This window comes from Leifsonia sp. Leaf264 (genome assembly GCF_001422325.1).
Taxonomy (GTDB): Bacteria; Actinomycetota; Actinomycetes; order Actinomycetales; family Microbacteriaceae; genus Orlajensenia.
The window spans coordinates 41,692-66,061 of sequence record NZ_LMMR01000010.1; the positions used below are offsets into that span (position 1 = coordinate 41,692).

General features: G+C 68.3%; 23 protein-coding genes. 16 read left to right on the forward strand and 7 right to left on the reverse strand.

Annotated features, from left to right (window positions below; translation table 11 throughout):
* Window positions 1-129 precede the first annotated feature (129 nt).
* The 3 genes from ASF30_RS21250 (at window position 130) to ASF30_RS21260 (ending at window position 3,033) form a co-directional block, all read left to right on the forward strand.
* On the forward strand, window positions 130-480 hold the full coding sequence (locus ASF30_RS21250; protein ID WP_055911426.1) for a response regulator: 351 nt from the start codon (window positions 130-132) through the stop codon (window positions 478-480).
* Window positions 481-568: 88 nt separating this feature from the next.
* The gene (locus ASF30_RS21255) at window positions 569-1,246 is read left to right on the forward strand and encodes a response regulator transcription factor (protein WP_055911428.1); all 678 of its coding nucleotides are present in this window, start codon (window positions 569-571) and stop codon (window positions 1,244-1,246) included.
* Window positions 1,243-3,033, forward strand: coding sequence for a sensor histidine kinase (locus tag ASF30_RS21260; RefSeq protein ID WP_055911431.1), 1,791 nt, complete (start codon window positions 1,243-1,245; stop codon window positions 3,031-3,033). The genes ASF30_RS21255 and ASF30_RS21260 overlap by 4 nt, the downstream gene beginning before the upstream one ends.
* A 6-nt stretch (window positions 3,034-3,039) precedes the next feature.
* Here the strand turns inward: ASF30_RS21260 and ASF30_RS21265 are convergent, their stop codons facing one another.
* A complete protein-coding gene (locus ASF30_RS21265; protein ID WP_442914993.1) occupies window positions 3,040-3,405 on the reverse strand; it encodes an MGMT family protein in 366 nt (121 codons plus the stop codon).
* Window positions 3,389-3,841, reverse strand: coding sequence for a GNAT family N-acetyltransferase (locus ASF30_RS21270; protein ID WP_055911433.1), 453 nt, complete (start codon window positions 3,839-3,841; stop codon window positions 3,389-3,391). The genes ASF30_RS21265 and ASF30_RS21270 overlap by 17 nt, the downstream gene beginning before the upstream one ends.
* Window positions 3,842-4,001: 160 nt before the next feature.
* Between ASF30_RS21270 and ASF30_RS21275 the strand changes: the two genes are divergently transcribed.
* From ASF30_RS21275 to nagB, 9 genes are all read left to right on the forward strand, one after another.
* On the forward strand, window positions 4,002-5,216 hold the full coding sequence (locus ASF30_RS21275; RefSeq protein WP_055911435.1) for an NADP-dependent isocitrate dehydrogenase: 1,215 nt from the start codon (window positions 4,002-4,004) through the stop codon (window positions 5,214-5,216).
* A 125-nt stretch (window positions 5,217-5,341) separates the two neighbouring features.
* Window positions 5,342-6,934, forward strand: coding sequence for an ABC-F family ATP-binding cassette domain-containing protein (locus ASF30_RS21280; RefSeq protein WP_055911437.1), 1,593 nt, complete (start codon window positions 5,342-5,344; stop codon window positions 6,932-6,934).
* Window positions 6,935-7,075: 141 nt separating this feature from the next.
* Window positions 7,076-8,233, forward strand: a complete 1,158-nt coding sequence (locus ASF30_RS21285; RefSeq protein WP_055911439.1) for an ROK family transcriptional regulator — start codon at window positions 7,076-7,078, stop codon at window positions 8,231-8,233.
* 97 nt (window positions 8,234-8,330) lie between these two features.
* Window positions 8,331-9,629 carry an extracellular solute-binding protein gene (locus tag ASF30_RS21290; protein ID WP_055911441.1) on the forward strand — a complete coding sequence of 433 codons (1,299 nt, stop codon included), beginning with the start codon at window positions 8,331-8,333 and terminating at the stop codon, window positions 9,627-9,629.
* 143 nt (window positions 9,630-9,772) lie between these two features.
* Complete coding sequence (locus tag ASF30_RS21295; RefSeq protein WP_055911443.1) at window positions 9,773-10,726, forward strand: carbohydrate ABC transporter permease; 954 nt, start codon at window positions 9,773-9,775, stop codon at window positions 10,724-10,726.
* Window positions 10,723-11,664, forward strand: coding sequence for a carbohydrate ABC transporter permease (locus tag ASF30_RS21300; RefSeq protein WP_082468259.1), 942 nt, complete (start codon window positions 10,723-10,725; stop codon window positions 11,662-11,664). The genes ASF30_RS21295 and ASF30_RS21300 overlap by 4 nt, the downstream gene beginning before the upstream one ends.
* Complete coding sequence (gene nagZ, locus ASF30_RS21305; RefSeq protein WP_055911445.1) at window positions 11,661-13,217, forward strand: beta-N-acetylhexosaminidase; 1,557 nt, start codon at window positions 11,661-11,663, stop codon at window positions 13,215-13,217. Before ASF30_RS21300 ends, nagZ begins: the two co-directional genes overlap by 4 nt.
* On the forward strand, window positions 13,214-14,134 hold the full coding sequence (locus tag ASF30_RS21310; protein ID WP_055911447.1) for an ROK family protein: 921 nt from the start codon (window positions 13,214-13,216) through the stop codon (window positions 14,132-14,134). The genes nagZ and ASF30_RS21310 overlap by 4 nt, the downstream gene beginning before the upstream one ends.
* Window positions 14,127-14,912, forward strand: coding sequence for a glucosamine-6-phosphate deaminase (gene nagB / locus ASF30_RS21315; protein WP_055911449.1), 786 nt, complete (start codon window positions 14,127-14,129; stop codon window positions 14,910-14,912). The genes ASF30_RS21310 and nagB overlap by 8 nt, the downstream gene beginning before the upstream one ends.
* A 93-nt stretch (window positions 14,913-15,005) precedes the next feature.
* Here nagB and ASF30_RS21320 read toward each other — a convergent pair whose 3' ends face one another.
* The 3 genes from ASF30_RS21320 to purU all read right to left on the reverse strand — a co-directional run bounded on the left by ASF30_RS21320 (window position 15,006) and on the right by purU (window position 17,535).
* On the reverse strand, window positions 15,006-16,157 hold the full coding sequence (locus ASF30_RS21320) for an N-acetylglucosamine-6-phosphate deacetylase (protein ID WP_055911450.1): 1,152 nt from the start codon (window positions 16,155-16,157) through the stop codon (window positions 15,006-15,008).
* Window positions 16,154-16,513 (reverse strand): YrdB family protein, encoded by a 360-nt coding sequence (locus tag ASF30_RS21325; RefSeq protein WP_055911452.1) that lies wholly within the window; start codon window positions 16,511-16,513, stop codon window positions 16,154-16,156. The genes ASF30_RS21320 and ASF30_RS21325 overlap by 4 nt, the downstream gene beginning before the upstream one ends.
* Before the next feature lie 140 nt (window positions 16,514-16,653).
* Window positions 16,654-17,535 carry a formyltetrahydrofolate deformylase gene (purU, locus tag ASF30_RS21330; protein WP_055911454.1) on the reverse strand — a complete coding sequence of 294 codons (882 nt, stop codon included), beginning with the start codon at window positions 17,533-17,535 and terminating at the stop codon, window positions 16,654-16,656.
* Between the two features lie 145 nt (window positions 17,536-17,680).
* Between purU and ASF30_RS21335 the strand changes: the two genes are divergently transcribed.
* Window positions 17,681-18,928: an MFS transporter gene (locus ASF30_RS21335; RefSeq protein WP_082468260.1), complete on the forward strand. Its 1,248-nt coding sequence runs from the start codon at window positions 17,681-17,683 to the stop codon at window positions 18,926-18,928.
* Here ASF30_RS21335 and ASF30_RS21340 read toward each other — a convergent pair.
* Both ASF30_RS21340 and ASF30_RS21345 read right to left on the reverse strand, forming a co-directional pair.
* On the reverse strand, window positions 18,907-19,692 hold the full coding sequence (locus tag ASF30_RS21340; RefSeq protein WP_055911456.1) for a DeoR/GlpR family DNA-binding transcription regulator: 786 nt from the start codon (window positions 19,690-19,692) through the stop codon (window positions 18,907-18,909). The genes ASF30_RS21335 and ASF30_RS21340 overlap by 22 nt on opposite strands.
* Window positions 19,689-20,735: an ROK family protein gene (locus ASF30_RS21345; protein ID WP_157497570.1), complete on the reverse strand. Its 1,047-nt coding sequence runs from the start codon at window positions 20,733-20,735 to the stop codon at window positions 19,689-19,691. The genes ASF30_RS21340 and ASF30_RS21345 overlap by 4 nt, the downstream gene beginning before the upstream one ends.
* Window positions 20,736-21,094: 359 nt before the next feature.
* Between ASF30_RS21345 and ASF30_RS21350 the strand changes: the two genes are divergently transcribed.
* The 3 genes from ASF30_RS21350 to ASF30_RS21360 all read left to right on the forward strand — a co-directional run bounded on the left by ASF30_RS21350 (window position 21,095) and on the right by ASF30_RS21360 (window position 24,355).
* Entirely contained in the window at window positions 21,095-22,348 is a 1,254-nt protein-coding gene (locus ASF30_RS21350; RefSeq protein WP_055911460.1) for an extracellular solute-binding protein, read from the forward strand.
* Window positions 22,349-22,496: 148 nt separating this feature from the next.
* The gene (locus ASF30_RS21355; protein ID WP_055911462.1) at window positions 22,497-23,456 is read left to right on the forward strand and encodes a carbohydrate ABC transporter permease; all 960 of its coding nucleotides are present in this window, start codon (window positions 22,497-22,499) and stop codon (window positions 23,454-23,456) included.
* Complete coding sequence (locus ASF30_RS21360) at window positions 23,453-24,355, forward strand: carbohydrate ABC transporter permease (RefSeq protein WP_235480451.1); 903 nt, start codon at window positions 23,453-23,455, stop codon at window positions 24,353-24,355. The genes ASF30_RS21355 and ASF30_RS21360 overlap by 4 nt, the downstream gene beginning before the upstream one ends.
* Window positions 24,356-24,370: the final 15 nt, after the last annotated feature.

Genomic DNA, 24,370 nt, shown 5'->3' on the forward strand with positions numbered 1-24,370 from the left:
TCGAAAGACATGTTCCTCCCTCGACAAGGGGACACGGATCGGTGTCCGCCCTCCGTGGAGTCTCGGGGTGCACCCCGATCTTCGGCCCTCTGGTCAGGTGCATGCGTCCAGCCGGGGCAGAATCGGGGCATGGTGTCTCGGGTGGTGATCGTCGACGACCACGACGTGTTCCGTGATCAGGTGCGGAAGCTCCTCGAAGCCGACGGCTTCGAGGTCATCGGCGACGCCGCATCCGCACTCTCGGCTGTCGCGCTCGTGGAATCGGACCTGCCGGACCTGGTGCTGCTCGACGTGATGCTGCCGGATGCGATGGGCTTCGATGTCGTACCATCGCTGCGCGCGCTCGGATCCTTCGCTATCGTTCTCACATCGAGTCGCGATCGGAGTGACTACGGCAGTCGCATCGAGTCGAGCGGAGCCGACGGCTTCATCCCGAAGGACGAGCTCTCCGGAGCCGGCCTGCGCGAGTTCGTCGCCTGAGTCGCCGGCACAGCACCATCGCACAGCACCTTCAGTCACATCCGTCACCCCAGCGTCGTGAGAACGGCGCCCGACAGACTGGACGATCATGAACGCGGAGAGAGTCGCCCCCGACGGGGCACCGACCAGAGTCGCCATCGCCGATGACGCCATGCTGTTGCGCACCGGCATCTCCACGGTGCTCACGGCAGGCGGCTGCGAGATCGTCGCCTCCGTCGGCACCGGGGACGAACTGCTTCGGGTGGTGCAGGAGCAGGACGTCGACGCCGTCGTGCTCGACATCCGGATGCCGCCCACCCACACCGACGAGGGCATCGTCGCGCTCGAGACGCTGCGGGCGAACGGCTCCACGGTCGGGGTGCTGCTGCTCTCGATGTATGCGACGCCGGCCTACGCCATCAGGGCGATGAGCGCCGGCGGCGGGACGGGCTACCTGCTCAAGGACCGCGTCGCCGAGCCGGAACGCCTCGTGCAGGCCGTGCGCACAGTCGCCTCCGGCGGCTCCGTCGTCGACAGCGAGGTCGTGTCTCAGCTGGTGGCGCAGAAGGGCAATCCCTCGGTCGAGGTGCTCACGCCGCGCGAACGCGACGTCCTGGCGCTCATGGCCGAGGGGAAGTCGAACTCCGGCATCGCCTCGGCGCTGTTCCTCAGTCTGAAGACCGTCGAGACCCACATCGGGAACATCATGTCGAAGCTCGGCATCGACGAGTCGCCGACGGATCACCGACGCGTGCTCGCCGTGCTCCGCCTCCTCGGCCAACCGTGACGCCACTGCAGCTCCGGCGACTCGCCGTCGTCGTCCTGGCGGCGGTGCTCATCGTCGTCGAGGAGGTCATCGGCTTCGAGGCGGCAGCCCTTACGCAGCCGTGGTCGCTGAGCGGCACGATCTTCCACGCCTTCGCCGGGCTCAGCTACGCCGTGTGCGCCTGGATCGCATGGGAGACGGCGGACTCGCCCATCCCGGCACGCATCATGATCACGATCGCGTTCCTCTGGCTGCCGCCGGCGTTCATCGCGGCCATGTGGCCCTACGGGGCGCTCTGGCCGGTGCTCGAGGCCGTCAGCCTGTTCTGGGCCGTGCTGCAGGCCGGGCTCGTGGTGGTCTACCCGACCGGACGCTTCTTCGGCCCGGTGGAGAAATGGCTGCTCACCATCGGCGGGGTGGCCGCCGTCATCCGGATGCTCGCCGTCCTCGTGCTGATGCCGGCTCCGGCGCGCTACCCGGACTGCGCCTGCTCGCCGAACGTCTACGCCATCGCGGCGAACCGGCCGGTCTACGTCGCCATCGATCTCGGCTTCCGTGCCATCGGGATCGCCCTGATCATCGGCATCATCGTGCTGGTCATCGTGCGGTGGATGCGGGGGACCACGCCGGCACGCAACATCGCCTTCGTCATGCCCGTCGCGCTCATCCTCTGGTGCGCCGCCGTCGTGTACGGGACGATCTCGGACATCACCGGCGGGAGTTCGGCCCTCTTCACCTACCTCGGCTACCTCGGCACGGCGTCGATCCCGATCAGCTTCGTCGCCGGGCTCGGCTACATCCGCAGCCTCCGGGGCCGGGTCTCCGACCTGATGGTGCACACCAGGGACGGCGTTGACCGCGACTACTGGCAGTCCGTGCTCGCCGAGACTCTGCGTGATCCGGCCCTCAGGGTGTACTGGTGGGAACCGGACCTCGCCGCCTACGTCGACTCCCGCGGTGTGGAGATGGCAGGAGAGCCCGACCGCAGCAGGCCCCGCGGCCGCGCCCTCATGGCGATCGAGTCGCCGTCGGGGAGGCTGGCCGTGATCGATCACGACCGCGCGCTGAGCGAGAACCAGGAGCTGCTGGATGCCGTGTCGACAGCGCTCACGCTGTCCGTCGACAACGGGCGCTTGCGCGTGGAGCTCGAGGAGACCCTCGAGGAGGTGCGCGAGTCGCGCGTGCGCATCATCGAGGCCGGCATCGTGGCCCGCAAGAAGATCGAACGCGACCTGCACGACGGTTCGCAGCAGTCGCTGGTGTCCCTCGCGCTCAGCCTGCGGATGGCCGTCACCAAGGCGAGAGCCGACGGCAATGACGAGCTCGCCGCCGACCTCGAACTGGCGCTGGCCCAGCTCAGCGGCTCGCTCAAGCAGCTGCGGGAGCTCGCGCGCGGCATCCACCCGAGCTCACTGACGCTCGGCGGCCTCGGCATGGCGATCGGGGAGCTCGTGTCGCGCTCGCCGGTTCCGGTGCAGGTCGACGTGGAGGTGCCCGAGAACCTGCCGGCGCTGACCGAGACGACCCTCTACTTCTTCATCGCCGAATGCCTGACGAACGTGGCCAAGTACGCCGAGGCGACGCACTGCCGCATCCGCTTGGCCAATGACGACGACGGGCTGAGCGTCAGCGTCACCGACGACGGTCGCGGGGGAGCGGACTTCTCCAAGGGCACCGGCCTCATGGGGCTCGTCGACCGCATTGCGGCGCTCGGCGGCACGGTCGAGCTGTCGATGGGCGACGGCGGGCGCGGCACGACGGTGGCGGCGCGCATTCCGGCAGCGGCGCTGGTCGAGCAGCGCGGCTGACCTGGCTCAGGGACGCCAGCGCGCGGACGCAGCGACGCGATAACCGGCATCCGTCGTCACCAACGGGGTGCCCTCGGCGCGGTAGTGCACCAGGGCGCGCTCCTCGTGGTCGATCGGCGGGTGGCCGCTGGCACGGATGACGCGCCACCACGGCGCATCGGACCCGTAGCGAGCCATGACCTGGCCGACGACCCTGGCGCCGCGGGATCCGAGCGTGGCCGCGACATCACCGTAGGTCATCACGTGCCCCGGCGGGATGGAGTCGACGATGTCGAGCACGGCCGCGACGAAGCCCTCCGCGATGGCCGGTTGCCGACGGGGAGCGGATGCCCGAGCCAGCTCGGGCCGCCCGCTCTCAGAGGGCGAGGGCACCGATGACGTCGCCGTACTGCGTCTGGTCGACGTCGACGAAGCCGATGCGGTGGAAGAAGGCCTCAGGGCCCTCGGTGCCCGGCTCCCACATGACCGTGATCCTGTCGAAACCGCGGGTGCGGGCCTCTTCGGCGAGGGCGCGAGCGAGGAAGCGGCCGACACCCTGGCCCTGGGCGTCGGCGTCGACGTTGATGCGCCAGATGCAGGCGCGGAACTCGTCGTGGTCGTTGTCGGGGTCGAAGTTGCCGTGGATGAATCCCACGACCTTGTCGTCGAGCCTGGCGACCCGCTGCCACGCCGCGGCGGGATCCGTGACGGTGGTCTCGGCCGAGTACGAGACCGGCGTGATGAACTGCTCCTGGCCGGGCTTCAGGCTCAGGGTGTTCGCCGCCGCGATGTTCGACGCGGACAGTTCTTCCAGTCTGATCTCACCCATGACGCAAGGCTATCCTGTGCGCGACTGCAGCGGAAAGTCGGCCTTTGCGTGGACGCCATCCCCGGAAATCGGGCGCAACTGTCTTGATGTCGAGACAGTTGCGCAGCTCGGGTAGGATTGTCGGGGCCGATCGGCCCGCATCTTTCGAGGAGAACAACAATTGTCCAAGATCAAGGTTGAAGGCACCGTCGTCGAGCTCGACGGCGACGAGATGACACGCATCATCTGGCAGGCCATCAAGGATTCGCTCATCCACCCGTACCTCGACATCGACCTCGAGTACTACGACCTCTCCATCCAGAAGCGCGACGAGACCGACGACCAGATCACGGTCGACGCCGCGCACGCCATCCTCAAGCACGGCGTCGGCGTCAAGTGCGCCACCATCACGCCCGACGAGGCCCGCGTCGAGGAGTTCGGCCTCAAGAAGATGTGGCGCTCGCCCAACGGCACCATTCGCAACATCCTCGGCGGCGTCATCTTCCGTGAGCCGATCATCATCTCGAACATCCCGCGCCTCGTTCCGGGTTGGAACAAGCCGATCATCGTCGGACGCCACGCGTTCGGTGACCAGTACCGTGCCACCGACTTCCGCTTCGAGGGGGAGGGCACGCTCACGATGACCTTCACTCCGAAGGACGGTTCGGAGCCGCAGTCGTTCGAGGTCTTCCAGTCGCCGGGCTCCGGCGTCGCCATGGGCATGTACAACCTCGACGACTCGATCCGCGACTTCGCCCGCGCCTCGCTCAACTACGGGCTCGACCGCAACTACCCGGTCTACCTCTCGACGAAGAACACCATCCTCAAGGCCTACGACGGTCGCTTCAAGGACCTGTTCCAGGAGATCTTCGAGACCGAGTTCAAGGAGCAGTTCGATGCGGCCGGGCTCACCTACGAGCACCGCCTCATCGACGACATGGTCGCCTCGTCGCTCAAGTGGGAGGGCGGCTACGTCTGGGCCTGCAAGAACTACGACGGCGACGTGCAGTCCGACACCGTGGCCCAGGGCTTCGGCTCGCTCGGCCTGATGACGAGCGTTCTGGCCACGCCGGACGGCAAGGTCGTCGAGGCCGAGGCGGCTCACGGCACCGTGACCCGTCACTACCGTCAGCACCAGCAGGGCAAGCCGACGTCGACCAACCCGATCGCCTCGATCTACGCGTGGACCCGCGGTCTGTCGCACCGCGGCAAGCTCGACGGCAACCAGGAGCTCATCGACTTCGCGTCGACGCTCGAGGACGTCGTCATCAAGACGGTCGAGTCCGGCTCGATGACCAAGGACCTCGCACTGCTCGTCGGTCCTGAGCAGGGTTACGAGACGACCGAGCAGTTCCTCGAGTCGATCGCCGCCAACCTGCGGGCCCGCCTGGCGTAGGCAGCAGCATCCGTCGTCCGGCCCACCGCCGGCGCCGTCCTCCAGTCGCCTGACCGGAGGATCGCAGCGCCGCGGTGGGCCGGATGTCTTTTCCCGCAGCACCCGACGAATCCCGAGGACATCCCATGAGCCAGATCCGCCTGAACGACGTGTCCAAGGAGTTCGACGGACGGCTGGTGGTGCGCGAGGCCTTCCTCAAGCTCCGGGAGGGCGATCGGGTGGGTCTCATCGGCAAGAACGGCACGGGCAAGACCACCTTCCTCGAGCTGCTGCTCGGCAGGCAGGAGCCGACCACCGGCACCGTCGACGTCTCGCTGGGCACGACCATCGGCTACTTCTCGCAGTTCTCCGAGCTCGATGGAGAACTGTCGATCCGACAGATCCTGAGCGGGCTGTTCGCCGAGGTGCATGCGACCCAGGCGCGTATCGACGAGATCGGGCTGCTGCTGGCCGAGCCGATGGACGAACCCGAGATGACCCGGCTGCTGGGCGAGCAGGGCGAGCTGTTCGAGAAGATGGACGCCATCGACGGATGGGGCTACGAGAACACCATCGAGACTGTTCTCACCCGCATCGGCTTCGATGACGAGCGCAGCGCGCTGCCGGTCGACCGGCTGTCCGGCGGCTGGCGCAACAGGGCCGCGCTGGCGAAGATCCTGGTCCAGGCTCCGGACGTGCTGCTGCTCGACGAGCCCACGAACTTCCTCGACCTCGACGGCGTGCGTTGGCTCGAGGGCTGGCTGCGCACCTTCCCGGGCGCCGTGCTCGTGGTCTCGCACGACAGGCAGTTCCTCGACGGCGTCGTCACCCGCATCGTCGAGATCGAGAACCACCACCTGCACGACTACGACGGCGACTACTCGGAGTACGTGCAGGCGAAGCAGTCGAGGCTGAAGATGCTCGAGAAACAGTTCGCGCACGAGGAGGAGCTGCTGGCCTACGAGCAGGCGGCGAGCAGCGCACGCCGCGAGGCGGCCCGCAATCCCGACAGGGGGCTGGCGCGCAAGCTCGCCGACATCAAGAAGCGTCAGGCTCCCCGCCCGGTCGACCAGGTGATCACGGCCATCTACGACGGACTGCGGGTCAGCAACGACCTGTTGACCGTCGAGGGGCTCGCCAAGGGATTCGGCGCAGAGCCGCTGTTCTCCGGCCTCACCTTCAGCCTGCACCGCGGCGACCGCTTCGCGGTGGTCGGGTCGAACGGTTCGGGCAAGTCGACACTGCTCGACGTGCTCACCGGGCAGACGGAGCCGGATGCCGGCAGGGTGCGCTGGGCGAAGGGTGCACGGTTCGTGTCCTACAACCAGGTCTACGCCGAGCTCGACCTCACCGACACCGTCGGCCACGCCGTGAACGCGTATCCGGACTCCCTCGCCTTCACGGCGACCAAGAAGAGCGTGAACCGCTTCCTCGCCATGCTGCAGTTCTCGGACGCCGACCTGCAGCAGAAGATCGGCACCCTCTCGGGCGGACAGCGTGCCCGCGTGGCCATCGCCCAGTGCCTGCTGTCCGGCGCGGCGGTGATCGTGCTCGACGAGCCGACGAACCACCTCGACATCACGAGCACCCAGGTGATGGAGCGTGCGCTGACCCACTTCCCGGGCGCCGTCGTGGTCGTGAGCCACGACAGGTTCTTCATCGACAAGATCGCCGACACCCTGCTCGTCTTCGACGGCACCGGGCACGTGGAGCAGACACCGGCCACCGGGGCGCTCTGAGTTACCCTTCTGCTGCCGTGAGTTCTGGATGCTGCCGGCGGGGATCCCCGTGTTTCCGGTAGATCACAGGTTTGTAAAGAACATGGACTAACTTCGACGACGGTCTTGCACTCTGTTTGTTCGTAAGGTTTACTAACAAACATGACGGCAACGCAGCTCTCCCCAGGCCAGGCCCTCCGCCCGACCGCCAAGGTGTTGCCCGAGCACGCTCGGGGGCACAACCGCTCCCTCGTGCTCCAGACGCTCTACCGCGCATCCGGCCAGAGCCGTGCCGACGTCGCGCGAGAGACCGGCCTCACCAGGGTCACCGTGTCCGACCTCGTGGCCGAACTCATCGCCGAGGGACTCGTCGTGGAGCTCGGGCAGCGCGAGGACGCCCGCCCCGGCAAGCCGGCCACCCTGCTCGACTTCGACCACGGCGCCTTCCAGATCGTGGCCGTCGACCTCTCCGACGACTCGGTCTTCCGCGGCGCCGTGCTGGACCTGGGAGGCACGATCCAGGCCCGCGACGAGATCGCCCTCGCCGGCAGCACCGGCGCTGAGGCCATCGCCAAGGTCCTGGAGCTCGCCGACAGGCTCGTCGCCGCAGCCACGGCCCCGCTGCTCGGCATCGGCGTCGGCTCTCCGGGCATCGTCGACCTCGGCGGCGTCGTGCTCACGGCCCCGAACCTGCGCTGGACCTCGGTCGACCTGCACGCCGTGCTCGCCGAGAGGTTCGAGGTTCCCGTCCTGGTGGCCAACGATGCCAATGCCGCCGTGTACGCCGAGCACAGCTTCGGCGGTGTCGAGGGCGACATCATGCTCATCAAGGTCGGCCACGGCGTCGGCGCCGGCCTCCTGGTCGGCGGGCGCCCGCTGTTCGGCGCCACGTCGGCCGCCGGCGAGATCGGCCACGTCGTCGTCGGCACCGATGGAGGCCCGCTGTGCGCCTGCGGCAAGACCGGTTGCCTGGAGGCCTGGCTCGCCGCTCCACGGCTCGCGGCCCGCATCGCCGCGATCACGGCGACAGGCGCCGAAGCCGACGCCGAGCGCGACACTGTTCTCCGGGAGGCGGGCCGCCGGCTCGGCATCATCCTCGCCCCCGTCGTCGGAGCCCTCGATCTCTCGGAGATCGTGCTGAGCGGCCCGGCCGAACTGCTTGAAGGCCCGCTGGCGACAGCGGCCATCGAGACGATCCGCACCAGGACGATGGCCGAGTTCACCGGCTCTCTGACGGTGCGGATGACCACGCAGGGGCAGGACATCGTCCTGCGCGGCGCCGCGGTCATGGTCCTATCCGGACAGCTCGGAGTCTCGTAGAGACGCCGACGAATGGGAGTCGGAAAGCCGCGACGCCCAGGGCAGTGAGCCATCACCACCCCGAAGCACCACACCCAACCAAGAGAAGGAAATCCCAATGAAGAGAAAGTACGCAGTAGCTGCCATTGCAACGGCAGCCGCACTCGTTCTCGCCGGTTGCAGCTCGACGGGCGGCGACGCCGCATCCACCGAGTCTGCCAAGGGCCAGGACATCACGCTGTGGCTGATGGGCGCTGACACCCCCGACACCCTGCGCGACTACCTCAAGACCGAGTACGCCAAGGAGACCGGCGGCACGCTGAAGATCGAGGAGCAGGGCTGGGGCGACGCCGTCGCGAAGCTCACCACCGCGCTTCCCGACGCCGCGAACACCCCCGACGTGACCGAGATCGGCAACACCTGGTCGCCCACCTTCACCAACGCCGGTGCCTTCACCGACCTGAGCGACATGTACGACGAGCTCGGTGGCGACAAGCTGCTGAAGTCGTTCGTCGAGGTCGGCGAGGTCGACGGCAAGCAGTACGCGCTGCCGTACTACTTCGGCTCGCGCTACAACTTCTACCGCAAGGACATCTGGGCCACTGCCGGCAAGACCGTTCCCACGACGCTCGCCGAGTTCGACGAGACCGTCAAGTCGCTGAAGACCGACTCGCAGTCCGGCTTCTACATCGGTGGATCCGACTGGCGCAACGGCATCTCGTGGATCTTCGCCAACGGCGGAGACCTGGCCAAGAAGGACGGCGACAAGTGGGTCGGCACGCTGGCCTCGGACGAGACCGTCAAGGGCCTCACCGAGTTCCAGTCGCTGTTCCAGGGCGCCTCGCTCGCCCCGGCGACCGAGTTCGACAGCACCCCGTGGGTCAACATCAACAACAACGAGGCGACGGGTGCACCCGAGGCCGCGACGATCATCGCTCCCGGATGGGCGCACTGGTCGATCGGTGACCTCGCTCCGGACCCCAAGGACGCGACCAAGACCGTCGCCACCTGGAACGACGACACCTTCGGCACCTTCGTGCTCCCGGGCGTCGACGGTGGAGCAGCCCCGGTCTTCGCCGGTGGATCCAACATCGCCGTCTCGGCAGCCAGCAAGCACCAGGCCGGCGCCAAGGAGCTCATGAAGATCATCTTCTCCGAGAAGTACCAGACCCTCCTCGGCGAGAACGGTCTCGGCCCCGCCAACCTCGACTACGCGTCGGCCCTCGGTGACGACCAGTTCGCCAAGGCCCTCGTCGAGTCGGCCGCAGGCTCGAAGCTGACCCCCGCTGCTCCCGGATGGGCTGCAGTCGAGGGTGCCGGCATCCTCGAGGAGTTCTTCGGCAAGATCTCGGCCGGCGGCGACGTCAAGGCCCTGGCCACCGAATACGACGAGAAGCTGGACAAGCTCCTCAACTAGTCGGACCCTCGGATGAGGCGGGCCGTCAGACCTGCGGCATCCGGAACACGTGAAACACCTCAGGGGCCGCGAGTGACTCTTCGCTCGCGGCCCCTACCCCTGATCTCCTGCACGCGCACCACACCCGAAAGGAGGATGAGACCGTGACAGCAACGCTCACCCGGGACGCCCCAGCCGCCGCCCCGAAGACGCCGGCGCAGCGCCCCCGACGCCGCCTCTCCGTTCCACACCTTCTCCTCATCCCCGCGATCGTCATCCTCCTCGTCGGAATGGGCTACCCGCTCATCTGGCAGATCATCACCTCGATGCAGGAATTCGGCATCAAGCAGCAGTTCGGCCTGCCGGCTCCCTTCGTGGGCCTCGCCAACTACTTCACCCTCGCCACCGACCCCACCATGTGGGAGGTCGTCGTGCGCTCCATCGCCTTCTGCTTCATCACGGCCGCCGTCACCCTCGTCGTCGGACTGCTCCTCGCGGTGCTCATGACGGCCGTCGGCACGGCCGTCCGACTCATCCTGCAGATCTCGCTGCTGCTCGCCTGGGCCATGCCCGTCGTGGCCGCGATGACGGTGTGGATCTGGCTCTTCGACCGCAGGCGCGGCGTCGTCAACTACCTGCTCGACATGATCCCCGGTGTCGACATGAACCGGTTCTCCTGGCTGTCGAACCCCGCGACCTTCTTCATCGTCGCCAGCGTCATCGTGATCTGGATGAGCGTTCCGTTCGTGGCGTTCTCGGTCTACGCCGGCCTCACCCAGGTCTCCGATGAGGTGCTCGAGGCCGCCCAGCTCGATGGCGCCAACGGCTACAAGAGACTGCGCTACATCATCATGCCGATGATCCGGCCCGTGATCATGATCGTGCTGCTGCTGCAGCTCATCTGGGATCTGCGGGTCTTCACCCAGATCACGATGCTGCAGGATGCCGGATCCAAGTCGAGCGAGTACGACCTGCTCGGCACCTACATCTACAAGCTCGGCGCCGGTTCCCAGGACTTCGGCATGGCATCCGCCGTCTCCATCTTCGTACTCGCGCTCACCCTGGCCATCAGCTGGTTCTACGTGCGCAGCCTTCTCAAGGAGGACGAGCAGTCATGACCGACACCAGTGTGACTCCCAACATCATCGCCAGCGCGCTGGCTCCGGCCCCGGCACCCATCCCCACAGCGCCCGAGACGAAGCCGCAGCGGCTGTCCAGGGTGCGCATCCGCCCGGCCCGCATCCTGCTGTCGGCCCTCGCGATCCTCGTGTCGGCGGCCTGGGTCTTCCCGGTCTACTGGATGCTGAACTCCTCGCTGCTGCCCAACCGCACGCTGCAGTCGTTCATCCCGACGTTCGTGCCCATCGGCGGCTCGTTCGACAACTACGCCAACGCGCTCGAGGACGGCACGTTCTACTCGGCGCTCGGCATCAGCCTGTCGGTCACCCTCATCGCCGTGTTCTTCTGCCTGCTGTTCGCCTTTCTCGCGGCCGTCGCCATCAGCCGCTTCAGGTTCAAGGGCCGCAAGTCCTTCGTGCTCGCCGTGCTGATCATCCAGATGCTGCCGGCCGAGGGCCTGTTCATCGCGCAGTACAAGATGGTGTCGAGCGCCGGCCTGCTCAACTCGATCATCGGCGTGAGCATCATCTACACCGCAGCAGTGGTTCCGTTCACGATCTGGATGCTGCGCGGCTTCGTCGCCGGCATCCCGGCCGACCTCGAAGAGGCCGCCATGGTCGACGGCCTCAGCCGCACCGGCGCGTTCATGCGCATCACCTTCCCGCTGCTGGCTCCCGGGCTCGTTGCCTCGGGGGTGTTCGCCTTCCTGCAGGCCTGGAACGAGTTCACCGTCGCCCTCGTGCTGCTGCCCGCCGAGGACATGCACACGCTCCCGCTCTGGCTGCGCGGCTTCATCCAGGCCAGCGCCACCCGCGAGACGGACTGGGGCCAGGTCATGGCGGCGTCGACGCTCGTCGCCCTGCCCGTCATCGTGTTCTTCCTCATCGTGCAGGGCCGGATGACGAGCGGACTCGTGGCCGGGGCGGTCAAGGGATGAACGGAGCAGCCACCACCGCATCCGTTCCCCGCCCAGACGCCCACAGCAGCAGGGGAGAGCTCCGCCAACTGATAGCGGCGACGCTCATGCCGGGCTTCGTGGGCACCGACCTGCCCGAATGGCTCGCCGACAGGCTGCGCAACGGGCTCGGCGGCGTCTGCATCTTCGGGATGAACATCGTGTCGCGGGCGCAGCTGCGTTCGCTGACGGATGCAGTCCGCGCGGCGAACCCGCTGGCCGTCATCGCGATCGACGAGGAGGGTGGCGACGTCACCCGGCTCTACTACGACCAGGGATCGCCCTACCCCGGTCCCGCCGTCCTGGGGCGCCTCGACGACCTGGAGCTCACCGAGCGGGTGGGTCGCACAGTGGCCGAGGAGCTCACGGCCGTCGGGTGCACGCTGAACTTCGCTCCGGACGCCGACGTGAACTCCAACCCCGACAACCCGGTGATCGGCGTGCGCAGCTTCGGCAGCGACCCCGCTGCCGTCGCCCGCCACGTCGGGGCCTGGGTTCGCGGACACGAGGGCGCCGGCATCGCCGTGAGCGCCAAGCACTTCCCGGGGCACGGCGACACGGCCCAGGACTCGCACCTCGCACTCCCGGTCATCGACGCCGACCTCGAGACCCTGCGGTCGCGCGAGCTGGTTCCGTTCCGTGCCGCGATCGAGGCCGGTGCGCGCACCATCATGACCTCGCACATCCTCATCCCGCAGGTCGACCCCGACTTCCCCGCCACGCACTCGCGCCGCATCCTGCAGGGGCTGCTGCGCGACGAGCTCGGATTCGAGGGCGTGATCGTGAGCGATGCCCTCGACATGAAGGGCGCCAGCGGCATCCACGGCATCCCGGAGGCCGCCGTGCGCGCTCTCGGCGCCGGCTGCGACCTGCTCTGCATCGGCACCGAGAACACCGATGCCGAGCTGGGCGAGATCGAGGACCGGGTGCTCGACGCCGTCGCCGCAGGCCGTCTGCCGATCGAGCGTGTGCTCGAGGCCGCCCTCAGCGTGCGCGAGCTCGGCCGGGCGACGAACTCGGCACTGGCGGAAGCCGGCCTCGTGCCCGGGGCCGACTCGGACGCCGCGACAGCCGCCGAACCCGACTTCGATGATGCCGAGGTGCAGCGCGCCTTCGACGTGTCACCGCACGCCCGGGCCTGGCTCGACGCCGGGATCCGGCCGAACATGGTGGTGCGGATCGACACCGTCGCGAACATCGCCGTCGGTGTCGCCCCGTGGGGACCGTTCGCGGAACTCGACCGGCATCCGTTGCCCGTGCACTCGCCGTGGAGCACGCCGCACCCGCTGGCGGAGGGGAGCGCATCGCTTCCGGAGACGCCGGGCCCGGTGATCGTGGTGGGCAAGGACATCCACCGGTACGCTTTCGCACGCGAGGCCATCGACGGGCTGCGCGCGAACGGGGGAGGCGTGCTCGTGGTCGACCTGGGCTGGCCGAGCGACGATCGCGCCTACGCCGACATCGCGACCTTCGGCGCATCGCGCCTGCTCGGGCGCAGCGTCCTCCGTCTGCTCGAGGGGGCTGGCGGCGCATGAGACTCGGAATCGACATCGGCGGCACCAAGACCGCCGCCGTCGCCATGGACTCCGACGGGCACCTCAGCGAACCCGTGCGGATGCCGACAGGCTGGGGCGGCCCGGCCGTCATCGAGACCGCGGTCGACGCCGTTCGCCAGGTCGCCGCCCTGTCGGGCGTCAGCGTCGGCAACCTGCGTTCGATCGGAATCGGGATCCCCGGAGCCGTCGACTCGGCGACGGGACGGGTGCGTCACGCCGTGAACCTGGGCGTCGAGGACCTCGGCCTCGGCGAGGCGCTGATCGAGCGTCTCGGCGTCAGCGTCAGCGTCGAGAACGACGTGAAGGCCGCGGCCATGGGCGCGCAGCACCTGCTGACCGAGACCGGAGCGGCCAATGGCTTCGACTCGATGGCCTACCTCAACCTCGGTACGGGCCTCGCCGCCGGCATCGTGCAGCACGGCGTGCTGCTGCGTGGCGGCCGGGGCATCGCGGGCGAGATCGGGCACATCCCGATCGACCCGGCCGGAGCCGTCTGCACCTGCGGTCAGCGCGGCTGCGTCGAGACCGTGGCCTCGGGTTCCGCCATTGCGCGGATGTGGCCGTCGGACGATGCCCTGCCCGCCCGCGGGCTGTTCCGGGATGCTGCATCCGGAGACCCCGATGCCATCGTCGTGCAGGAGCGCTTCTTCGAGGGCGTCTCGGCGGCAGTGCGCATCCTGGTGCTGTCGACAGACGTCGACGCCGTCGTCATCGGCGGCGGCCTGAGTGCTCTCGGAGCACCCCTCATCGATGGGGTGCGGGCCGCGCTCGACCGCGCTGCCGCATCCTCTCGTTTCCTCGCGTCGCTCGACCTCGCCGAGCGCGTGCACATCATCCCACTCGGATTCCCGGCCGCCGCAGTCGGTGCGGCCCTCACAGGAGTAACCCATGGCTGAAGTCGTCATAGTCCCGGATGCCGAAGCGGCGGGTTCCGTCGTCGCCGATGCCATCATCGCCCTCATCGGCCGTCGTCCCGACGCCGTTCTCGGGCTCGCGACGGGCTCGACCCCGCTCAGCACGTACCGGGCGCTCGCGACCCGCATCCACGCCGAGCAGATCGACGTGAGCGCCGTACGCGGCTTCGCTCTCGACGAGTACATCGGGCTGCCGGTGGGGCATCCCGAGAGCTATCACTCCGTGATCCACCGCGAGGTCGTGGAACCGCTCGGGCTCGACCCCGCGCGCATCGAGGTGCCGAACGGCGATCCGAGCGGCATCCTGACCTCGGGTGACGAGTACGAGACGGCGATCATCGCAGCCGGCGGTGTCGACCTGCAGATCCTCGGCATCGGCACGACGGGTCACATCGGATTCAACGAGCCGGGCTCGTCGCTCGCGTCGACCACGCGCTGGAAGACCCTCACCGAGCAGACCCGTCGCGACAACGCCCGCTTCTTCGACTCCATCGACCAGGTGCCGACGCACTGCATCACGCAGGGTCTCGGCACCATCATGCGGGCGCGCCACCTGGTGCTGCTGGCGTTCGGAGAAGGCAAGGCCGCGGCTGTCGCCGATGCCCTGGAGGGCCCGGTGACGGCCAGCCATCCCGGATCGGCCGTGCAGCTGCATCCTCACGTGACCGTCGTCATCGACGAGGCTGCGGCGTCGAAGCTCGGCAATGCCGACTACTACAGGCACGCGTGGGCCCAGCGGCCGGAGGGCGTACCGCTGTAGGGCGCGGCCGGTGCGGCGCGGCGGGAAGTGCCCGTTCTCTGCGTGGGCTTCGGCCTCGGCCTGAGTTCGGGCCTCAGCGAGCGGGTGCGGCGGCTAGAGCGCCGCGCCGTTCGCCCAGACCCGATCGACGGCGAAGGCCGCATCGAGCAGCACGGCGTCTGCAGCGTAGCCCTCGGCCAGCAGGCCGAGGTCGGCGTCGCGTCCGAGCACGCGCGCCGGAGTGAGCGTGAGCGCCGTGACGGCGACGACGGGGTCGAGGCCGACGAGTTCGACGGCGTTCTTCAGCGCGACGTCCAGGGTGAGCGTCGATCCGGCGATCGATCCGCCGTCGGTGAGCCTCGCCACGCCGTGGGTCACGGTCACGTCGAGTGAGCCCAGCTCGTAGTGGCCGTCGGCCGACCCGGCAGCGGCCATCGCGTCGCTGATCAAGGCGATGCGCCCCGGTGCGGCGGTGAAGGCCAACGCCGCCACCTCGGGGCGCACGTGCACGCCGTCGAGGATGAGCTCCAACGTCACGCGCTCGTCGCCGAAGGCCGCGACGAGAGGACCCGGCCGACGGTGGTGGATGCCGGGCAGTGCGTTGAAGGCGTGCGTCACGAGGGTCGCCCCGCGGTCGAAAGCGACCTGCGCCTGCTCGAACGTGGCAGCCGAGTGGCCGATGGCCACGACGACTCCGGCATCGACGAAGGCCTCGACGGCGTCGAGCCCTCCCGGCAGCTCGGGGGCGATGGTGACCTGGCGCAGGGTTCCGCGGGCGGCGGCGAGCAGCTCGGCGATGGTTGCGGCATCCGCCTCGATCAGCAGCTCGGGGTTGTGCGCGCCGCGGTGGGAGTCGGCGAGGAACGGCCCCTCCAGATGCGATCCGAGCACGAGCGGGTCGGACTCCGCGAGGTCGGCGATCACGGCGAGGCTGGTCGCCAGGGCGTCGACGGGGTTGGTCACGAGGCTGAGGACAGAGCGGGTCGTTCCGTGCGCCCGGTGCACGGCGAGAGCCGTGCGGATGTCGTCGGCGGTGTGGTCGAAGTCGGCTCCGCCTCCGCCGTGGCCGTGCAGGTCGATGAAGCCCGGCGTGAGCCAGCGGCCGGCGGCATCGGTGACGGCGGCCGCGGGGTCTGCGGCGGCGACGACGCGCCATCCGTCACCCGTGCCCGTTGCCGTGATGCGATCGGCGGATGCCGCGAGCCAGAAGTCGTCGACGGATCCGTCCGCGTCGAGCTTGCGGGCGCCGTGAACGATGATGCTCACGCGAACTCCTTGCGGCCGCTGATGACGCCCGAGATCGTGGCGACGATGGCGAAGACAGCAGCCACGACGGGCTGGCCGAGGTCCCACCAGGCCAGGGCGGCCGCACCCATCACCAGGATCTCGACGATGGCCTTGCCGAAGGCGTCGATGTGGAAGACGGCCTTGGGGGAGCGGAACAGTCCCCAGAGCAGGATGGCGATGAGCGGTGCCCCGATGCCGATGACAGCGCCGGGCCACGGCAGCGGCCAGGCCGTGAAGCCCCAGATGCCGAGGGTGACGACGGCGAAGATCTCGAGCAGGAAACGGAGGATGTCGTTCGGGCTCACCCTGTACTGTTCTGGCGCTGCGTCATTCACTCGTCGAGTTTACCGTCACGGCCGGTAGCGGGTCGGAACGGCAGCGACCGTGGGGGCCGAGCTGCGCGCCCCCCTCGGCTTCGGCGGCGACGTCGTCGCTGCCTCTGCCAGCGGGGTTCGGTGGCGGCGGAGGCGGCGCGTCAGCGGAAGATGATCGTGCGGGCGCCGTCGCGCAGCACGCGACGCTCGGCGAACCACTTCACGGCCTGGCTGAGCGTGCGGCTCTCCTCGTCCTGGCCGATGGCGACGAGCTCCGCCGGGGACCGGGAGTGATCCACGCGGACGACGTTCTGCTCGATGATCGGTCCCTCGTCGAGGTCGCTGGTCACGAAGTGCGCCGTCGCTCCGATGAGCTTCACGCCCCTGGCGTGCGCCTGCTTGTAGGGATTCGCACCCTTGAAGCCGGGCAGGAAGGAATGGTGGATGTTGATGGCCATCCCCTCGAGCCGCTCGCACAGCTCGGGCGTGAGGATCTGCATGTAGCGCGCCAGCACGACGAGTTCGATGTCGTGCTCGTCGACGGCCTGCAGCACCCGGTCCTCGAAGGCCGCCTTGGCTGCGGCATCCGTCACCGGAAGCGACTCGAACGGAACGTCGTAGAACCCGGCCAGGTCGCGCAGCGTGGAGTGGTTGGAGAGCACCAGCGGAATGTGAACCGGCAGCTGGCCGGCGCGCTGGCGGAAGAGCAGGTCGTTGACGCAGTGCGCCGCCGTGGAGGCGAGCACGAGGGTGCGCAGCGGTCGCCCGACGGTGTCGATGTGCGCCGCCATGCCGTAGCGCTCGATGACGGGCGCGAGGGCGGCCTCGAACTCGGCGCGGTCGGCGAGGGACTCCACCTGCAGGCGGATGAAGAAGCGCCCGGTGTCGGCGCTGGAGAACTGCTGGCTCTCGGTGATGTTGCCGCGCGCCGAGACTATTGCCCCGCTCACGGCGTGCACGATGCCCGGCTGGTCGGGGCAGCTGACCGTGATGACCCAGTGGTGGTGCGTTGACGGATGCGGCTCGGCGGCGTCGAAGTCCATCCGCTCAGGCTATCCCGTGGCACCCGCTCGGCTAGACTCGACGACGGTCGGTGTGATCAACCCGGCCCTGGGCGCGCACAACAGCGCGTAGTCGACCCGCAGTGCTCGCCGTGCGAGCCGCGGGGAACGCCTGTCGGAGACTGCCATGTCCACGACCGATTCCGCTGCTCGCAGCAGCACCCCGACATTCCCCTGGCTCGGACTCATCGTCCTCGCCGTCGCCGTGTTCCTCTCGGTGACGGGGGAGATGCTGCCGACGGGCCTGCTGCCCGACATGAGCAGCGACCTCGGCGTCTCGGAGCCGCTCGTCGGACTGCTCGTCACGGTGTTCGCTTTCACCGTCGTGCTCACCAGTGCTCCCCTCACCGGGCTCACCCGGCGACTGCCTCGGCACGCCCTCCTCGTCGCCGCCATCGTGGTGCTCGGGCTGGCGAACGTGCTCACGGCCCTCGCTCCGAACTACGGCTTCGTGGTGGCATCGCGCGTCGTCGGCGGCATGGCCCACGGCCTGTTCTGGGCCATCGTCGGCGCCTACGCCGGCCACCTGGTGCCGAAGGAGCAGATCGGGCGCGCCGTCTCGATCGCGCTCGGCGGCGGCACCCTGGCCTTCGTGTTCGGCGTGCCGCTCGGAACGGCCCTCGGCCACGCTGTCGGCTGGCGGCTCGCCTTCGGCATCGTCGCCGGGCTCACCCTGCTGAGCGCCGTGCTGGTGTGGCGGTTCCTGCCCGTCGTGCACCGCGTCGAACCCGGCGCGAACACGGCTGCGATCCCGGCCATCCGCGATCGCGCGGTGATGGCCGTCGCCATCGTCTGCACCGTCACGGCGATCACGATGATCGGCCACTACGTGCTCTACACCTACATCGCCCCGTACTTCATCGAGGTCGTGGGCACGGATGCCGCCGCCATCAGCCCGCTGCTCTTCGTCGCCGGCGTCTCGGGACTCATCGGACTGGTGGTCGCCGGGGCCGTGTTCGGCAGGCACCCGACCAGGGGCCTGCTCATCGCCCTCGGGGTCGTCGCGGTGTCGGTGTCGGCGCTCGGCGCCTTCGCCGGCAGCTGGATCCCGGCCCTCGTCGCCTTCATCGTGTGGAGCCTGGCGTTCGGCATGCTGCCGCCGCTGCTGCAGACGCGACTGCTGCATGCTGCATCCGCCCGCATCCGCGATGCCGCCAGCGCGTTCTACACGACGGCGTTCAACGTCGGCATCGGCGGGGGAGCGCTGCTCGGCGCCGTGCTCTACGACACCCTCGGCCTGGCGGCGCTGCCCTGGGTGTACGCCGGCATCGTGCTCGTCGCCTTCGTCGTCGTCGCCGTCACGTCCGGACGGCACCGCCCCATGGGGACCGACGCCCGCGAACCGCACGGGCCTCAGGCGACGATCACCTCGTAGCCGTTGTCGATCAGCTCCTCGCGCTGCCTGTCGGTGATGCCGCTGTCGGTGATGATGGTGCCGAACCTGGCGGCCGTGCCCATCGTGGCGAAGGCCTTCTTGCCGATCTTGCTCGAGTCGGCCACCACGACGGCCCGGGCGGCCCGGGTCGCCATCAGTGTGTTGACGTCGGCCTCGCGTTCGTCGTGGGTCATCGGTCCGAGCGACGGATGGATGGCGTTGACGCCGATGAAGGCGATGTCGAGCGATACCGACTCCAGCACGAGGTCGGAGTAGCCCCCGACGAGTTCGTAGGAGCGCGCGTGCAGCACGCCGCCGGTCACGACGATCTTGATCTGCGGGCGCATCGCCAGCTGAACCGCGATGTTGATGGCGTTGGTGACCACGGTGAGGCTCGCGTGCGGGCCGGGTTCGGCCAGGTCGGCACGGGCGCCGAGGGCGTTGGCGATGGCCGTCGCCGTGGTGCCGCCGCAGAGCCCGATCACGGACCCCTTCGGCACGATGGCGCTCGCCGCGGCAGCGATGCGCTGCTTCTGCTCTGCGCTCTGCTGGTGCTTGTAGCGCAACGGCAGGTCGTAGGCGACGGTGTGGCCGACGGCCCCTCCCCGGGTGCGGGTGAGCAGCTGGTTCTCGGCCAGGGTGTCGAGATCTCGTCGAGCCGTCGCCGGCGAGACGCCGAGGGTCGACACGATGTCGTCGACGTCGACGTGACCGCTCTGCGCCAGCAGGTCGAGCACGGCGGTCAGACGTTCGGCGCGGTTCACGACTGCCCCCCGACCGCTCCGGATGCTGACCCCGATGCTGCAGCCCCTGCGGATGTTGCCTGATGACGGGCGATCGGGCGAGCGGATGCCGCTTGCGGGTCGACCAGGTCGCGGGCGCGCAGCGCGGCGCCGAGCAGCCCGGCATCCCCGCCGATCTGGGCCGGAAGCAGCAGGGGGCGTCGATGGAAGGTGAGCAGGGCGTCGAGGCGTTCGGCCAGCGGGGCGAAGAGGGCGTCGCCCGCCTGCGCGAGCCCGCCGCCGACGACGATGGCCTCGGGTGCCAGTAGGGCGACCACCTGGGCGAGTCCGAGGGCCAGACCGTCGACGGCCTCGTCCCACACGGCCGCGGCGTGGGCGTCACCGGCGCGGGCGCGCTCGAGCACTGCGCGAGCGCCGTCGACCTGCTCCCCGCTGCGCTCGGCGTAGCGACGCACGATCGCACCGGCGGATGCGACGGCCTCCAAGTGTCCGCGACCTCCGCAGGGGCACGGTGGACCGCCCGGGAGGATGATCGAATGGCCGATCTCGCCGGCGTAGCCGCCGGCGACCTGCACCTGTCCGTCGACGAAGAAGGCGCCGGCTATGCCGGTTCCGACCACGAGCACGGCGACGTCACGGTGACCGCGCGCCGCTCCGAGCCTGAACTCGGCCTCGCCGGCTCCGCGCACGTCATGGCTGAAGGCGACGGGGAGTCCCAGCATCCGTTCCGCATCATCGCGGAAGGGCACGTCGCGCCACCCGAGGTTGGTGGCGAGGACGCCGACGCCGGCGTCGTCGTCGACGAGGCCCGGCACCAGCAGGCCGGCGGCAACGGGCGTGATGCCGGGGAAGTCGAGGGCGTAGGACGCGGCGATCTCGCCGACATGGCGGAGCAGGGCGCCGGCCGGATCGTCGCCGTCCCGCGGGGTCGGGGTGCGACGCAGGCCGTGCACCAGACCCGTCGCGTCGATGATCGCCGACTTGGTGTCGGATCCGCCGACGTCGAACGCCAGGACGGCGGCGCCGCCGCCCAAGGCGGCCGGGGCTGTCAGCGCTTCGTGCATGGTCATCCTCCGCCGGTGCACGCGTCGTTTCGTGCAGTCTGCCAATGATCGCGGATGAGCGGAACTCCTGTCTACCGATCAGTGTCACGATCGGGGACGAGAGGTGTACGCGAAACCATGGTGTTTTGTTAGGACCGCTAATAAACTCTATGTAACGAATGTGTGAACCCGTTGACCTCGCCGGGCAAAGAGGCCATAGTTTCGTCAACGGTGAATGAATCTGATCGTTTACCCGCAGTATCCGTCAAGAAGTGTCAGAAAGTTCGCACTTTCAGTGCTTCCACGGCGTACGCACTGGGGCGTGCACGACATGCGCATCCGCAGTGCATCACCCCTTATCCAAGAGTGAGGAAGTACTGATGAAGAAGTCCCTGCGCGTCGGTGCCGTGGTCGCGACAGCGGCCCTGGCCACCATGACGCTCGCCTCGTGCGGTTTCGGCAGCGGTTCGAGCGACGACTCCAGCGGATCGGCGACAACGCTGAATCTGCTCGTCCCCAGCTATTCCGACAACACCCAGGGCCTCTGGGAGACCGTGATCGATGGCTTCGAGAAGAAGTACCCCGACATCACCGTCAAGCTCGAGGTGCAGTCGTGGGACAACCTCAACGACGTCGTGACCACGAAGATCCAGGCCGACCAGGCGCCGGACATTATGAACGGCGGGCCCTTCGCCGGCTTCGCCGCCGACGACCTGCTCTACCCGATCAAGGACGTGGTCTCGGCGGACACCCTCGCCGACTTCCAGGACTCCTTCGTGCAGGTGTCCTCCGTCGGTGACACCCAGTACGGCGCGCCCCTCATCGCCAGTGCCCGCGCCCTGTTCGTGAACAACGACCTGCTGAAGCAGGCCGGAGTCGCGACGCCCCCCACCACGTGGGACGAGCTGCTCGCCGACGCCAAGAAGATCTCGGCCCTCGGCGGCGGCGTCGCCGGCTACGGCATGCCGCTCGGCTCCGAGGAGGCCCAGGCCGAGAGTGCGGTCTGGTTCTACGGCGGAGGCGGAACCTTCGGCAACGCCGATGAGATCACCATCGACGGAGTCCCCGCCAACCTCGAAGCAGCCACCTTCATGCAGAAGATGATCGACGAGGGCGCCACCCAGGCCGACGCCGGTTCGACCGACCGCAGCCCGCTCATGGACATCTTCGTGCAGGGCAAGGTCGGCATGCAGGTCGGCCTTCCGCCGACAGTCGGCCAGATCGCCGAGGGCAACCCCGACCTCGACTACTCGATCGTCCCCATCCCCACGAAGGACGGCTCGCCGTTCACCCTGGGCGTCGCCGACCACCTGATGGCCTTCAAGAACGACGGCAAGAAGCAGGACGCGATCACGAAGTTCCTCGACTACTACTACACGCCCGACGTCTACGTGCCGTGGGTGAAGACCGAGGGCTTCCTGCCCACCACGAAGTCCGGAGCCGAGGCCCTCGCCTCGGAGGCCGACCTCAAGCCGTTCCTCGACGTGCTGCCCGCAGCGCAGTTCTACCCGAACACCAACCCGAAGTGGGACGCCACCAACGCGGCGTTCAAGAGCACCATCGGCAAGCTCGCCCAGGGCGACGACCCCGAGGCCGTGCTCAAGGAGATCCAGGCCGCGGCAGACGCGGGCTAGGCGACTCTCGCACAGTGGTGCGAGGCTGTGGGCCGGCGGCATCCGTCGACCCGCAGCCTCGCACCATCCGTTCCACCAGTTCCACCAGTTCCGACAGGCCCCACGGGCACGGCATCGCTGATGCGGAAAGCATGGGTACGACACGACCATGACGACACAGATCGACGAATCGACGACGACGACGGATGCAGCCCCGCGCCGCGCTCGGCGAGCTCAGGGTGCCGGAGGGAGGGACATCCTGCACGCGCTCCCGTGGATCGCACCGGCCCTGCTGCTGATCTTCGGCATCGTGCTGTATCCGGCGGGCGTGATGTTCTTCAACTCCACGCGCGACATCTCCCTCAGCGGCATCGACAAGGGCTCGGTCGGCTTCGACAACTACATCGAGGTCTTCACCTTCGTCGACTTCTGGCCCATCATGGGACGCACCATCATCTGGGTTGTCACAGTGGTGGCGTTCACGGTCGTGATCTCCCTCGGTCTCGCGCAGGTGCTCAACAAGGCCTTCCCAGGTCGGCAGCTCGTGCGCCTGGCCGTCATCATCCCCTGGGCGGCCAGCGTGGTCATGACCACCCTCGTCGTCTACTACGGACTCGAACCGTACTTCGGCATCATCAACAAGTTCCTCGTCGACATCGGCCTCATCGACACGCCGCAGGGCTACGGCTGGACCAAGAATCCGGAGACGGCCTTCATCTGGGCCATCATCGTGGCGATCTTCGTCTCCCTGCCGTTCACGACGTACACGATCCTCGCCGGCCTGCAGACTGTTCCGGCCGAAGCCCTCGAGGCCGCGAAGATGGACGGTGCCGGTGCCGGCCGCACCTATGTCAGCGTCATCCTGCCGCAACTGCGCGGAGCGATCTCCGTGGCCGTGCTCATCAACATCATCAACGTGTTCAACTCGTTGCCCATCCTCAAGACGATGACGGGCTCCATCCCCGGCTACGACGCCGACACCGTCATGACGCTGATCTTCAAGTACATCCAGAACCAGCACAAGATCGACGTGGCCAGTGCGCTCAGCGTCGTCGCCTTCCTCATCGTGCTGGTGATCGTGGCCGTCTACGTGAAGGTCGTCAAGCCTATGAAGGAGGTCGGAGAGTGAGCGTCACAGCGCCGGCATTCGAGACCATCGACCCGCCGGTCAAGCGCAAGCGCCGATACACGACGGACCAGGTGTCCGGGGCACGGGTGGCCTGGCGGATGGCGGGTGGACTGATCATCCTGCTCGTCTTCGTGCTGCCGTACACGATCATGTTCTTCGGCTCGGTGAAGACGAAGTCCGAGATCCGCAGTGTCGAGCCCACCTACTTCCCCACGGAGTGGCACTGGGAGAACTACATCACCATGTGGTCGACGCCCGAGACGCCGCTGCCGGAGAACCTCATCTCCACCGTCGTCATCTCGGTCTTCGCCACCGTGCTGGTGCTGCTGGTCGCCCTCCCGGCCGCGTACTACACGGCCCGCTTCCGCTTCCCCGGCCGAGTGGTCTTCCTGTTCCTCGTGATCGTGACGCAGATGCTGCAGCCGGCGGTGCTCACCTCGGGCCTGTTCCGGCAGTTCATCACCTTCGGGATCTCCGACACCTGGCTCGCGATGATCCTGGTGAACGCGGCCTTCAACCTGTCGTTCGCCGTCTGGATCATGCACAGCTTCTTCGCCGGCGTCCCGAAGGAGATCGACGAGGCGGCGCAGATCGACGGTGCCGGCCGGCTCACGGTGCTGTTCCGCATCAACCTGCCGCTGGTCTGGCCCGGCATCGTCACGGCCATCGTCTTCACCTTCGTCGCCTGCTGGAACGAGTTCGCCGCCTCGCTCGTGATCCTCTCGACCGCGGGCAACCAGCCGCTCTCGGTGGCGCTGACGAAGTTCGTCGGCCAGTACGAGACCAGCTGGCAGTACGTGTTCGGCGTCTCGATCGTGGCGATCATCCCCGTTGTCGTGCTGTTCATGCTCATCGAGAAGCGACTGGTCGGAGGGCTGACCGCAGGCAGCGTCAAGTAGACGCCGGCCGACGCG

Coding starts and splice junctions, on each gene's coding strand:
- nagZ (WP_055911445.1), top strand. CDS start 11,661: ATGAACGGAGCAGCCACCACCGCATCCGTTCCCCGCCCAGACGCCCAC.
- ASF30_RS21355 (WP_055911462.1), top strand. CDS start 22,497: ATGACGACACAGATCGACGAATCGACGACGACGACGGATGCAGCCCCG.
- ASF30_RS21250 (WP_055911426.1), top strand. CDS start 130: ATGGTGTCTCGGGTGGTGATCGTCGACGACCACGACGTGTTCCGTGAT.
- ASF30_RS21280 (WP_055911437.1), top strand. CDS start 5,342: ATGAGCCAGATCCGCCTGAACGACGTGTCCAAGGAGTTCGACGGACGG.
- nagB (WP_055911449.1), top strand. CDS start 14,127: ATGGCTGAAGTCGTCATAGTCCCGGATGCCGAAGCGGCGGGTTCCGTC.
- ASF30_RS21350 (WP_055911460.1), top strand. CDS start 21,095: ATGAAGAAGTCCCTGCGCGTCGGTGCCGTGGTCGCGACAGCGGCCCTG.
- purU (WP_055911454.1), bottom strand. CDS start 17,535: ATGGACTTCGACGCCGCCGAGCCGCATCCGTCAACGCACCACCACTGG.
- ASF30_RS21255 (WP_055911428.1), top strand. CDS start 569: ATGAACGCGGAGAGAGTCGCCCCCGACGGGGCACCGACCAGAGTCGCC.
- ASF30_RS21290 (WP_055911441.1), top strand. CDS start 8,331: ATGAAGAGAAAGTACGCAGTAGCTGCCATTGCAACGGCAGCCGCACTC.
- ASF30_RS21310 (WP_055911447.1), top strand. CDS start 13,214: ATGAGACTCGGAATCGACATCGGCGGCACCAAGACCGCCGCCGTCGCC.
- ASF30_RS21285 (WP_055911439.1), top strand. CDS start 7,076: ATGACGGCAACGCAGCTCTCCCCAGGCCAGGCCCTCCGCCCGACCGCC.
- ASF30_RS21335 (WP_082468260.1), top strand. CDS start 17,681: ATGTCCACGACCGATTCCGCTGCTCGCAGCAGCACCCCGACATTCCCC.
- ASF30_RS21345 (WP_157497570.1), bottom strand. CDS start 20,735: ATGCACGAAGCGCTGACAGCCCCGGCCGCCTTGGGCGGCGGCGCCGCC.
- ASF30_RS21270 (WP_055911433.1), bottom strand. CDS start 3,841: ATGGGTGAGATCAGACTGGAAGAACTGTCCGCGTCGAACATCGCGGCG.
- ASF30_RS21300 (WP_082468259.1), top strand. CDS start 10,723: ATGACCGACACCAGTGTGACTCCCAACATCATCGCCAGCGCGCTGGCT.